At 68.7% G+C, this 11,825-nt stretch carries 10 protein-coding genes and 1 tRNA gene; 2 read left to right on the plus strand and 9 right to left on the minus strand.

All coding sequences use genetic code 11. From position 1 onward, the window contains the following. Nucleotides 1–46 precede the first annotated feature (46 nt). Genes OKJ99_RS07275 through OKJ99_RS07285 form a run of 3 tightly spaced genes read right to left on the minus strand, consistent with a single transcriptional unit; the run spans nucleotide 47 to nucleotide 3,272 of the window. Nucleotides 47–922 (minus strand): carbohydrate ABC transporter permease, encoded by an 876-nt coding sequence (locus OKJ99_RS07275; protein ID WP_326014968.1) that lies wholly within the window; start codon nucleotides 920–922, stop codon nucleotides 47–49. Beyond that, a complete protein-coding gene (locus OKJ99_RS07280) occupies nucleotides 919–1,950 on the minus strand; it encodes a carbohydrate ABC transporter permease (RefSeq protein WP_326014969.1) in 1,032 nt (343 codons plus the stop codon). Before OKJ99_RS07280 ends, OKJ99_RS07275 begins: the two co-directional genes overlap by 4 nt. Beyond that, the gene (locus OKJ99_RS07285) at nucleotides 1,947–3,272 is read right to left on the minus strand and encodes an ABC transporter substrate-binding protein (RefSeq protein WP_326014970.1); all 1,326 of its coding nucleotides are present in this window, start codon (nucleotides 3,270–3,272) and stop codon (nucleotides 1,947–1,949) included. The genes OKJ99_RS07280 and OKJ99_RS07285 overlap by 4 nt, the downstream gene beginning before the upstream one ends. A 269-nt stretch (nucleotides 3,273–3,541) precedes the next feature. On the opposite strand from OKJ99_RS07285, the gene OKJ99_RS07290 reads away from it, so the two are divergent. After that, nucleotides 3,542–4,597: a LacI family DNA-binding transcriptional regulator gene (locus OKJ99_RS07290; RefSeq protein WP_326014971.1), complete on the plus strand. Its 1,056-nt coding sequence runs from the start codon at nucleotides 3,542–3,544 to the stop codon at nucleotides 4,595–4,597. An 81-nt stretch (nucleotides 4,598–4,678) separates the two neighbouring features. Here the strand turns inward: OKJ99_RS07290 and OKJ99_RS07295 are convergent. From OKJ99_RS07295 to OKJ99_RS07305, 3 genes are all read right to left on the minus strand, one after another. Further along, nucleotides 4,679–4,751, minus strand: a tRNA-His gene (locus OKJ99_RS07295). A 122-nt stretch (nucleotides 4,752–4,873) separates the two neighbouring features. Continuing rightward, complete coding sequence (gene orn, locus OKJ99_RS07300) at nucleotides 4,874–5,476, minus strand: oligoribonuclease (RefSeq protein WP_326014972.1); 603 nt, start codon at nucleotides 5,474–5,476, stop codon at nucleotides 4,874–4,876. Between the two features lie 46 nt (nucleotides 5,477–5,522). Next, the gene (locus OKJ99_RS07305) at nucleotides 5,523–6,731 is read right to left on the minus strand and encodes a GlxA family transcriptional regulator (protein WP_326014973.1); all 1,209 of its coding nucleotides are present in this window, start codon (nucleotides 6,729–6,731) and stop codon (nucleotides 5,523–5,525) included. 1,070 nt (nucleotides 6,732–7,801) lie between these two features. Here OKJ99_RS07305 and OKJ99_RS07315 point away from each other — a divergent pair. Then, a complete protein-coding gene (locus tag OKJ99_RS07315; protein ID WP_326014974.1) occupies nucleotides 7,802–8,326 on the plus strand; it encodes a universal stress protein in 525 nt (174 codons plus the stop codon). Nucleotides 8,327–8,586: 260 nt separating this feature from the next. Here the strand turns inward: OKJ99_RS07315 and glmS are convergent, their stop codons facing one another. From glmS to OKJ99_RS07330, 3 genes are all read right to left on the minus strand, one after another. After that, the gene (gene glmS, locus OKJ99_RS07320) at nucleotides 8,587–10,404 is read right to left on the minus strand and encodes a glutamine--fructose-6-phosphate transaminase (isomerizing) (RefSeq protein ID WP_326014975.1); all 1,818 of its coding nucleotides are present in this window, start codon (nucleotides 10,402–10,404) and stop codon (nucleotides 8,587–8,589) included. A gap of 36 nt (nucleotides 10,405–10,440) precedes the next feature. Beyond that, a complete protein-coding gene (locus tag OKJ99_RS07325) occupies nucleotides 10,441–10,698 on the minus strand; it encodes a hypothetical protein (RefSeq protein ID WP_266719308.1) in 258 nt (85 codons plus the stop codon). A 197-nt stretch (nucleotides 10,699–10,895) separates the two neighbouring features. After that, entirely contained in the window at nucleotides 10,896–11,798 is a 903-nt protein-coding gene (locus tag OKJ99_RS07330) for a DUF4429 domain-containing protein (RefSeq protein ID WP_326014976.1), read from the minus strand. Nucleotides 11,799–11,825: the final 27 nt, after the last annotated feature.

The raw sequence follows: 11,825 nt of genomic DNA on the forward strand, positions 1-11,825 counted from the left end.
GTAGGACCGGACGGGGCAGAACCAGACCGCCCCGCCCCGCCCCGTGTCACCCCTTAACGGCCCCTTGCATGATCCCGCCCACAATCTGCTTCCCGAACAGCAGAAACGCGATGAGCAACGGCAACGTCCCCAGAAGCGCCCCCGCCATGATCACCGAGTCATCGGGGATGTACCCCGTGCCCAATGCGTTCAGGGCCACCTGAACCGTGGGGTTCTCCTGGGTGAGGGCGATGATCGGCCACAGGAAGTCGTTCCAGGCCATGACGAAGGTCAGCAGCCCGAGCACGGCCATCGCGGGCCGCGCCGCGGGAAAGACGACGTGCCACACGACCCGGAGGCTGCTCGCCCCGTCGACCCGCGCCGCCTCGATGAGCTCGCCCGGCAGCGCCTGCACCAGGTACTGCCGCATGAAGAACGTGCCGAAGGCGGACACGAGCGTCGGCAGGATGACGGTCTGCAGATGGTTCGCCCAGCCCAGATCGGTCATCCACAAGTACAGCGGCACCACCGCGAGTTGCGGCGGGATCATCATCGTGCCGATGGTCATCAGGAGCAGCGTCGTCGAGAACCGGAACTTCAGCTTGGCGAAGGCGAACCCGGCCAGCGTGGAGAACAGCACCGTGCCGACGGTGATGGCCGACGCGACGAGGATGCTGTTCCACATCGCCGTGCCGAGGCCGGCCTGGTTCCAGGCGGTCTCCAGGTTCTTGAACAGATTCCCGCCGATCCAGAACGGCGGCGGCGTCTGCGCGAGCCGCGCGTTGGTGCGGGAGGCCGCGACCACCGTCCACAGCAGTGGGGCGAGGGAGATCACGGCGAACAGGGCCAGCACGACATACGTGACGGGTCCGGCGTGCAACTGTTTGCCCGCGCCCAGGATTCGCCGGCGCTTCGGCTGCGTCGCATCTTCGATGGTGGTCATTGGGACTTCCTCAGCCGACGGGAGATCAGCATGTTGATCGCGGCGACGATCAGCAGAATCAGGAACATCGACCAGGCGATCGCGGACGCCTTGCCGAGGTTGCCGACGATCCAGCCCTGGTCGTACATGTAGAGGCCGATCGTCTGGTACTGGTGCTCGGACCCGCCCTTGGTGCCGCTGACCCCGCCGAACAGCAGGGGCTCACCGAAGAGTTGCATCGCGCCGATGGTGGAGACGACGACCGTGAACAGGATCGTCGGACGCAGCATCGGAACGGTCACGTGCCGGAACTGCTGCCAGCGGTTGGCCCCGTCCAGCGCCGCCGACTCGTAGAGGTCGGCGGGGATGGCCTGCATGGCCGCCAGATAGATCAGCGCGTTGTACCCGGTCCACCGCCAGATCACGATCGACGACACCGCGAGCTGCGAACCCCAGTCGGACTCCTGCCAGTTGACCTTGTCGAGGCCGATGGAGTCGAGCGCCCAGTTGATCATTCCGCTGTCCGGGGCGAACAGCAGCACGAAGACGAGCGTCGCCGCGGCCACCGACGTGGCGTACGGGGTGAGCACGACGACCCGCCACACGATCGAGCCGCGCAGCCGGTAGTTGAGCATGTGCGCGAGCCAGATCGCCGCGACCAGCTGCGGCACCGTGGAGATCACACCGATGGTCAGGGTGTTCTTCAACGCGTTCCAGAAGAACTCCGACTGGAACAGGTTGGTGTAGTTCTCCAGGCCGGCCCAGGTCTGGCCGTCCAGGTTCGACAGCTGCACGTTGTGCAGCGAGTACCAGGCCGTATAGAGCAGCGGTACGAGCGAGAAGGCGCCGAAGATGATGAAGAAGGGGGAGATGAACGCGTACGGGGACGCCTTCATGTCCCAGCGGTACAGCCGGCTGCGCCAGGAGTCGGCGCTCTTCGGCGTACCGCGACCTTGAGCGCCCCGGGCCGCGCCCGACCCCTCGGTGGAGTCGGACGCGGCGTCGGCGCTCGACGCGGACTGCGCGAGAGCCTCGTTGGAGCTGGTCACTGGCCGAGCACGTCCTTGACCTCCGCGGTGGCGGCGTCCCAGCCCTGCGCGGGCGACTTGCCCTTCTGCTCGACCTGGAGGATGCCGGTGTCGGTGATCGCCGTGTTGATCGGCTGGTCCTTGACGCCGAAGATCTGCACCGGAATGGTCTTCGCCGAGTCGGAGAAGATCTGCGTGATCGGCGCGTTCGAGAAGTACGCCAGGGTGTCCGCCTTCGGCTTCAGGGTCGAGTACGCCGACGGGGTCGACGGGAAGCTGGCCTGCTTGCCGAAGACCTTCGCCTGCTGCTCGGGGGCGGTCAGCCACTTCGCCAGGGCGATGGCCTCCTTCTGGTGCTTGCCCGCCGTCGGCACGCCGATGAACGAGCCGCCCCAGTTGGCCGCGGTCGGCGCGGCCGCGATGTCCCACTTGCCCTTGCCGGCGTCACCGGACTTCTCCTGGATGTAGCCGACCATCCACGCCGGGCAGGCGACGGTGGCGAACTTGCCGTTCGCGTAGCCCTGGTCCCACGGCTTGTCGAACTGCTTCAGCTTCGCCGACATGTTGGAGGTCGCCACCTCCATCGCGGCGTCCCACGAGTCCTTGACGCCCTGGGACTTGTCCCAGATGACGTTGCCGCTCTTGTCGTAGTAGCGGTCCTTCGCGCCGCCCAGCGCCGCGTTGTAGACCGACGAGGCGGAGTCCACGAACTTGGTGCCGCCCGGCGCCTTCTTCATGTAGTCCTTGCCGACGTCGACGTACTTCGCCCAGTCGCCCTTCCACAGCTCGGCGAGCTTGGTGCGGTCGGTGGGCAGGCCGGCCTTCTTGAAGAGGTCCTTGCGGTAACAGATCGCCATCGGGCCGACATCGGTGCCGAGCCCGATCAGCTTGCCGTCCTTGGTGGTGGCCTGCTTGTTCTTCCAGTCCAGCCACTGCGACTTGTCGACCTCCTTGCCGAGGTCGACGAACTTGTTCGCCTGTGTCTGGACGGCCTCGGTGATGTTGCCGATCTCGATGGCCTGGACGTCGTCGGTGCCGGACCCGGCCTGCAGACGCGTGAGGGTCTTGGGCCAGTAGACGTCCGTCCTGGTGGTGACGTTCTCCTTGATGGTGATGTTCTTGTGCAGCTTCATGTACTCGTCGTAGAGCCCGGCCTGCTTGTATCCGAAGGTGCCGAAGGTGCCGACCGTCAGCGTGGTCGAGCCCTTCTTGTCACCGGAACCTCCGGCGCCCCCGGAGCCGCCGTCGTCGTCATCGCTCGCACAACCGGCAAGCAGCCCTGTGGCCAGGGCGGCGACGACCGCGAAGGTCATCGCGCGTCGGGACGTACGGGCAGTGCGCATTGCGTCCTCCAAGTGCTCATGTGCTCTTGATGCTGAGACGTGCAGATCCCGGCCTGCTGCCAACTGCTGTACTGGGCCCGTTCGTTCACGTGCGGCTCGGGCGGGGAACGTGCGGCTTCTGTATGCGTCCAGTAGGGTGGGAGCGCTCCCATCCGTGATGAGTTGAAGGTTCGTCGCTCGAACCCGGGGTGTCAAGACACTCGGCGGCGACAAGTTCGTGCGGTTATCGGGCTGTTAGATTCCGCTCAAGATCTGGGGAGGTAGGAGTCATGGTGGCTCACGGCACGCACAGCAGGCGCCCGACTCTTGAGGAGGTCGCGGCCAGGGCGGGCGTCGGCCGGGGCACGGTCTCCCGCGTCATCAACGGATCGCCGCGGGTCAGCGACCGCACCCGCGCCGCGGTCGAGGAGGCGGTCGCCGAGCTCGGCTACGTACCGAACACGGCGGCCCGCGCCCTCGCGGCCAACCGTTCGGACTCCATAGCCGTGGTGGTCCCGGAGGCCGAGTCCCGGTTCTTCTCCGAGCCGTACTTCTCCGGCATGGTCGGCGGTGTCGGCCTCGCCCTCGCCGAGACCAACCTCCAGCTCCTGCTCACCTTCGCCCGCGGCGAGCGCGAGCAGTCCCGCCTCGCCGCCTACCTCGCCGCCCACCGCGTGGACGGCGTCCTCCTGGTCTCGGTCCACTCCGACGACCCGCTCGCGGACCGCCTCATCCAGATGGACATCCCGACCGTGATCAGCGGCCCCCGCTCAGCGGACGAGCCGCTGCCCTCGGTCGACACCGACAACTACGCGGGCGCCCGCTCCGCCGTCGGGCACCTGGTCGCCCGCGGCCGCCGCGCCGTCGCGATCATCACGGGCCCGCTCGACGTGTACGGGGCCCAGCGCCGCCTCGCCGGCTACCAGGACGAGCTGGCCGCGAGCGGGATCAGTTACGACGAGAAGCTGGTGGTCTACGGCGACTTCACGGAGGAGGGCGGCCGCCGCTGCATGGAGGAGCTCCTGGAGCGCGGCACCGGCCTCGACGCGGTCTTCGCCTGCTCCGACCTGATGGCCTCGGGCGCCCGACAGGTGCTGCGGGAGGCGGGCCGCCGCATCCCCGACGACGTCTCCCTGGTCGGCTTCGACGACTCGGTGATCGCCCGCCACATGGAGCCGGGCCTCACCAGCGTGCGCCAGCCCACCCGGGACATGGGCCGCGCGATGACGGAGCTGCTGCTCGACGAGATAGCCCTGGCCGCGGAGGGGAAGCGCTCGTCGGTCCGCCGGGGCACGCAGCGGCATCTGGTGCTTCCGACGGAGCTGGTGGTCCGCGCCTCGTCGTAGATACGGCCCCGGGGGCCCGGATCTCCCCCGGGAACGCCGAAGGCCCCGGTTCTCTCGAACCGGGGCCTTCGGATCATTCAGGGTGAGTGACGGGACTTGAACCCGCGGCCACCTGGACCACAACCAGGTGCTCTACCAACTGAGCTACACCCACCATGTCCGGTCTTTTGTCTTTCTTCCGACCGGCCGAGAAAAAGTGTACAGGGTCCGAAGGGGTGCTCGCGCACACCTTTTCCCGAGGGGCTCCGGACCCCGTACACAGGGGCTTACGAGGGGTTATTCCGCGGGCAGGACGTACTTCGCCGCGATCGACTTCGCGGTGTCCGAGTCGGGCCCGGGCTGCGGGACGAAGACCGCCTCGCGGTAGTAGCGCAGCTCGGCGATGGACTCGCGGATGTCCGCGAGCGCCCGGTGGTTGCCGTTCTTGTCCGGACTGTTGAAGTACGCCCTCGGGTACCAGCGCCTGGCGAGCTCCTTGACCGAGGACACATCGACGATCCGGTAGTGGAGGTACTCCTCCAGCGTCGGCATGTCACGCAGCAGGAATCCGCGGTCGGTACCGACCGAGTTCCCGCACAGCGGGGCCTTGCCCGCGTCCTTGACGTGCTCACGTACGTAGGAGAGGACCTGTTCCTCGGCGTCCGCGAGCGTCGTGCCGCCCGCCAGCTCGTCGAGGAGACCCGAGGCGGTGTGCATATTGCGCACCACCTCGGGCATTGTCTCCAGGGCCTCGTCCGGCGGGCGGATCACGATGTCCACACCGTCGCCGAGTACGTTCAGCTCCGAGTCGGTGACCAGTGCGGCCACCTCGATGAGCGCGTCGTTCGCCAGCGAGAGTCCGGTCATCTCGCAGTCGATCCACACCATGCGATCGTTCATGCGCCCAACCCTACGGGTCCGACCTTCCCACTGGCAGACGACGGGGCTACGAAGCCGTGCGCGGGCCGGGTAGTCCCGAGTGGCCCGTCGGCATCGAGGCCGCGTGCGGGCCGAGCGCGGTGGCGGCCGCGGTGCGCCGGGACTGCGCGGGGACCGGCGGCCCCTCGGGGCCCGGCAGGCCCGCGAACTCGACCGACCTCTCGGGCTTCTCCGGCTTCCCCTGGCCCTCGCCCGGCTGCGGCCTGCGCGCCCGGTACGCCGCCCGGTACGCGGCCGGGGACGAGCCCAGCTGCCGCCGGAAGTGCCCGCGCAGCGCGACGGGGGAGCGGAAGCCGCAGCGGCCCGCCACCTCGTCGACCGAGTAGTCGGACGTCTCCAGGAGCCGCTGTGCCTGCAGGACCCGCTGTGTGATCAGCCACTGCAGCGGGGCGGACCCCGTGAGCGACCGGAAGCGGCGGTCGAAGGTACGGCGGCTCATATAGGCGCGGGCGGCGAGCGTCTCCACGTCGAACTGCTCGTGGAGGTGCTCCAGGGCCCAGGCGACGACCTCGGCCAGCGGGTCCGCCCCGATCTCCTCGGGTAAAGACCTGTCGAGGTAGCGCTCCTGGCCGCCGCTGCGGCGCGGTGGCACCACCAGGCGTCGGGCGAGCGCTCCGGCCGCCTCGTTGCCGTGGTCCGTGCGCACGATGTGCAGACACAGATCTATACCGGCCGCCGTGCCGGCGCTCGTCAGTACGTCGCCGTCGTCCACGAAGAGCTCGCGCGGGTCCACGTGGACCGACGGATAGCGCTTCGCGAGCGTCGGCGCGTACATCCAGTGCGTGGTCGCCGGACGGCCGTCCAGCAGGCCCGCGGCGGCCAGCACGAAGGCTCCCGTGCACAGGCCGACGATGCGCGCGCCCTCCTCGTGGGCGCGGCGCAGCGCGTCCAGCGCCTCCTCCGGTGGCGGAGAAGTGATGGACCGCCAGGCGGGCACGACGACCGTGCCCGCTCGCGATATCGCCTCTAGCCCGTGCGGCGCGGTGAGTTCGAGTCCCCCCGTGGTCCTCAGGGGCCCCTCTTCGCCGGAGCACACGAGCAATCGATAGCGCGGAACTCCCGCGTCCTGTCGGTCGATGCCGAACACGGAGAGTGGAATGGAACTCTCGAAGATGGGTCCGCCGCTGAACAGCAGCACCGCGACGATCTCTCGTCGACGGCGCCCCGACAGCTTGCGAGCCGCCGCCTCCGGCGCGGTGGTGGCGTCGTGGCTCATGCTGCTAAGCCCCCCTCGGTGATCCCGGCTCCCTCAATATTTTGACGGGTTGTTCGCTCCTGCACGTTTCCCCTCGGTGATGCACGAAGTCCCCCGCCGCCTTCAGACCAGACAGTCATGATCGAATCTACTGCGTCCCATGGTGCCGTCGTGACCAGTTAAGAACCTGACAGATTGTCGACAAGGCAACTTGGCGTGAAGCATTCGATCACGAAGCGTCGCACTCAGGGCCGTTGCTGGGAAGTGGGCCTCAACTCCGTGGCCGGTCCCCGTAGGGCGGAAGGGCTTTTCATCGCGCTTTCCGCCCTGCTGGCACGGGGGTTGGAGGAGGCGAAACGCAAGGGGAGGCCCGCTGAACCAAGTTGGCTGAAAATTATCGGAGCGTCGCGTTGAAAACGGTCAGCCAACCGGCGTATCCCACCCGGCCCGACGCTCGCCGGACGGTGCGTCAGGTCCGGTCCCGCCGTGCCGACCACGATGCGCTCTGCATTGTTCACTGTGCAACTGTGCAGCCCCGCGCTCCGACTGTCGAAGGAGCATCCGGCACGCCGCGGTGATCGCGGCGAGGCCCAGGGCGGCGCCGCCGGCGCCCGCGGCGGAGGAGCCGTACCAGACGAGTACGAGCGGCACCAGGACACAGCTGAACGCGGCCCAGCGCGCGGGCAGGCGCGCGTCGTGGTGTGCCGCGGCGCGGGGTCGCTGGGCGATGGTCGGTCCGGGCACTGAGCGCTCCCTGTGTCTCTCGGTACGCGAGTTCAACGCCGCCGACCGGCCCGGGTCACTTCGTCGGAGGACGGCAGACGCCCAGTTGAGTGCGCAATCCGCCTGTACGGGCCAGCAACCATTGCCATACCGTCGCCCCTCGTGCATGCTCCCCTGAACGCGGCGGAGCGAGACCATCGACGAACGAAGGCGTAGCTCTGGGGCCCGGAAGCAGACTCTGGGCAGAGGAGGAGTGTCGCCGTACCCTTGGGGGTATGGGGTTGGGAAGATGATTCCCGGACACAGCTCCGCCGATCAGTTGTCGTCCCCTCTCTTTAGAGGCCCACGAGGTACACGCCGAGACACTCATGGCCGGTCACGAAATCCCCGAACCCGCGGACCGCAAGCGGCAGGTCGCCGACCCCACGGCGACGCCCCGAGCGGCGGAAGAGACACGTCAAGCCTGTGACCCCGCGTTCAAGCACGGTGTCGTCGTCGGTTTCGACGGCTCGACATCGAGCGAGCGGGCACTCGCGTACGCGATCGGCATGGCCCACCGTTCGGGCTCGGGTCTGATCATCGTCCATGTGGCCAACCGGCTGCCCACCACGGTGTGGGCGGGCTGTGAGCCGCCCGTGTTCGTGGACGTACCGGATCACCGGACGGAAGTCCTGGGGCTCGAGCTCGCCTGTGCGGAGTATCTGTCCGAGGTGCCCTGGATCCTCGTCGAGCGCGGTGGCGACATCTGCCACGAGCTGGAGGAGGTCGGGCACGAGTACTCGGCCGACGCCATCGTGGTGGGCTCGACCCATGGGCTGGTCGGGCGGATCTTCGGCTCGGTCGCGGGGCGGCTCGCGCGGCGGGCGCAGCGGCCCGTCATCGTCATCCCGTAAGTCCCCGTAGGGGCGCGGGAGTTGAACCGGTAGTTGAATTCGCGCCGTTGGATAAATCTACTCCCGCGTAGAGGTGCTTTGTGCCCTTGTGAAGGGTAAATACGGGGCGCTGGAAGAAGATGGGCGGGCTGATCGCCGGTGAGTGACGGCTGCCGGTGGACGGCCAAGGGCCGGGGCAATGGGCGGCCCCGACCCTCACGAAACGGGTCCCGTGCGCTTGGTGGCGCGTACGGGACCCGTTTGTGCGATGTGCTGTGTGCCTACTCGACCGTGACCGACTTCGCCAGGTTGCGGGGCTTGTCGATGTCGCGGCCGAGGGTCAAGGCCGTGTGGTAGGCGAGGAGTTGGAGGGGGATGCCCATCAGGATCGGGTCCAGCTCGTCCTCGTTCTTCGGGACGACGATCGTGTGGTCGGCCTTCTCCTGCTCCTGGTGGGCGACCGCCAGGATGCGCCCGGAGCGGGCCTTGATCTCCTCCATCGCGGCGCGGTTCTTCTCCAGCAGGTCGTCGTCGGGGACGATCGCGACCGTGGGGAGCGCCGGCTCGATGAGGGCCAGCGGGCCGTGCTTCAGCTCGGAGGCCGGGTAGGCCTCGGCGTGGATGTACGAGACCTCCTTGAGCTTCAGGGACGCCTCGCGGGCCACCGGGTAGCCACGGACGCGGCCGATGAACATCATCGAGCGGGCGTCCGCGTACTCCTCGGCGATCTTCTTGATCTCCGCCTCCTGGGCGAGGATCTCGGTGATCTGGGCGGGCAGCTTGCGCAGGCCCTCGATGATGCGCTTGCCGTCGGCGACCGAGAGGTCGCGGATGCGGCCGAGGTGCAGGGCGAGCAGGGCGAAGGCGACCGTGGTGTTGGTGAAGCACTTGGTCGAGACGACGCAGACCTCCGGGCCCGCGTGGACGTACACGCCCGCGTCCGACTCACGGGCGATCGCCGAGCCGACGACGTTCACGACGCCGAAGACGCGGGCGCCCTTGCGCTTCAGCTCCTGGACCGCCGCGAGGACGTCGTAGGTCTCGCCGGACTGGGAGACCGCGATGTACAGGGTGTCGGGGTCCACGACCGCGTTGCGGTAGCGGAACTCGGAGGCCGGCTCGGCGTCCGCGGGGATGCGGGCCAGCTCCTCGATCAACTGGGCGCCGATCAGGCCCGCGTGGTACGAGGTGCCGCAGCCGAGGATCTTCACGCGGCGGACCGTGCGGGCGTCGCGGGCGTCCAGGTTGAGGCCGCCCAGGTGCACCGTGGAGAACCGGTCGTCGATGCGGCCGCGCAGCACGCGGTCCACGGCGTCGGCCTGCTCGGAGATCTCCTTGTGCATGTACGTGTCGTGGTCGCCCATGTCGAAGGAGGCGGCCTCGAGGTCCACGGTGGTCGGCTCGTTGGCGGTGCGGGTGCCGGCCGTGGTGTACGTGCGGAAGTCGTCGGCCTTGAGCGTGGCCATCTCGCCGTCGTCGAGCGTGACGATCTGGCGGGTGTGGGTGATCAGCGCGGCGATGTCGGACGCGACGAACATCTCCTTGTCGCCGATGCCGAGGACGACCGGCGAGCCGTTGCGCGCGACCACGATGCGGTCGGGGAAGTCGGCGTGCACGACCGCGATGCCGTACGTGCCCTCGACCAGGTGCAGCGCCTCGCGGACCTTGTCCTCGAGCTCGGTCAGCTGGGAGCGGGCGATGAGGTGGGTGAGGACCTCGGTGTCCGTCTCGGAGCGGAACTCGATGCCCTCGGCGGTCAGCTTCGCGCGCAGCTCGGAGGCGTTGTCGATGATGCCGTTGTGAACGACCGCGACCAAGCCGTCGCCCGACATGTGCGGGTGCGCGTTCTCGTCGGACGGGGCGCCGTGCGTGGCCCAGCGGGTGTGGGCGATGCCGGTGGTGCCCTTGAAGCGGGCCGGAACCTTCGCTTCCAGGTCGCGTACCCGGCCCTTGGCCTTGACCATCTTCAGGCCGGTGGCCTTGGGGCTGGTGATGACGACGCCCGCGGAGTCGTAACCGCGGTACTCCAGGCGCTGCAGCCCTTCGAGAAGGAGCGGCGCTACGTCACGCTTGCCGATGTATCCGACGATTCCGCACATATGTGGTGTTGATCCCCTCGGGTAGTGGGTCCGCGGTCAGCCGTAGACGATGCGGCGCAACTGCCGGAGCGAGAGCTCCGGCGGCGCCACCGCCCGGTACCGCAGGTCCGCCGTGATCTGTTCGAAGATCTCCGCGTTCACCAGGCCCTGACCCTGGAGTTCGCGGTGTCGGCGGCGGACGTAGTCCTCCGTCGACTCATCGAAGTAGGCGAGCACGTCCTGGATCACCCGCAGCGCCTCGCCCCGGCTCAGGGCGCTGCTGCGCGTCAGGTGATCGACGAGTTCCTCGTGCACGAAGCCGATCCTCGGGGTTCCGGGTTGGTTTCGCAAGAATCCTGCCCGATATCGGGCAGGAGGTTCGCTCGGGTGGGCGTGGTTGCGGTTGCGGGGCTCCGCCCCGGACCCCGCTGCTCAATCGCCGCAGGGGCTTGATTTGGGGCGCTGCCCCGGGCCCCGCTGGCTCTCGTCCGAGGGCGGGGCTGAAGGCCGCCTCAATCGCCGGCGGGGCTTGAGAGGCGTTTCAGGACCGCCGCCTTCGCCAGGGTGAATTCCTCTTCTGTCAGGACGCCCTGGTGGTGGAGGTCGCCCAGTTCGCGGAGGCGGCGGAGGAGGGCGTCGTGTTCGTCTTCCGCCGGGGCGGCGGGCGGGGTCTGCTCCAGGGCGGGGGCCGCCGCCCCGGCGGGCTCACCCGATGGTTCTGGGTGGGGGAGGCGGGCTTGGACCGCCGCCGCCACGAGGGCCATCAGCGGGTCCTTCTTGAAGCCCCACAGCTCGATGGAGTTGGGGTCGTACTTCGGCGGCGCCTTCGTCGGCGACGAGCGGACGGTGAAGCGGAGGCAGCCGTTCTCCAGGCCGAGCGCCGGCTGCCACTCGACCGCCGTGATGTCGCCGAGCGCGAGCACCCGCGTGCCCGCCGAGGACTTCGCCTCCTCGGTCTTCCAGTTCCACTCCAGGCGCACGCGCTCCCCGTCGAAGCTCGCCGTGCCGTCCCCGGCGGAGACGGACAGCGGCACGGCGGGACCCGGCAGGAGGTACGTGTCGCACGCCGTCGTGGGGACCTCGTCCAGGAGCAGCGCGTTGCGCACCTCGTCCACGAAGTACTCGGCGACGCCGTAGCGGTCCGACTCGACGGTGAGCTGGTACGGGTCCGTGGCGTCGGACAGTTTGCCGCCCGTCGCCTGGAGCAGGGGGTCGGCGCCGTCGCGCAGCCGCAGGCGCAGGCGGCCCGTCTTCCTGCCCTGCTCGAAGGACGCGCCGGCGAGTGCCGTCAGCGGGACGGTCAGCTCGCCCAGAGCCTTGCGGAGCGGGCTCACGCCCTTGTCGCGCCCCGGCACGAGCCGCAGCGTGTCCCCGAGATACGTCCAGGTGCCCTCGCGCTGGATGATTTCCGCCATGCCGTCATTCTCGTACGGGAAAGGGGC

This window comes from Streptomyces endophyticus (assembly GCF_035798155.1).
In the GTDB taxonomy this organism is placed as follows: Bacteria; Actinomycetota; Actinomycetes; order Streptomycetales; family Streptomycetaceae; genus Streptomyces; species Streptomyces endophyticus.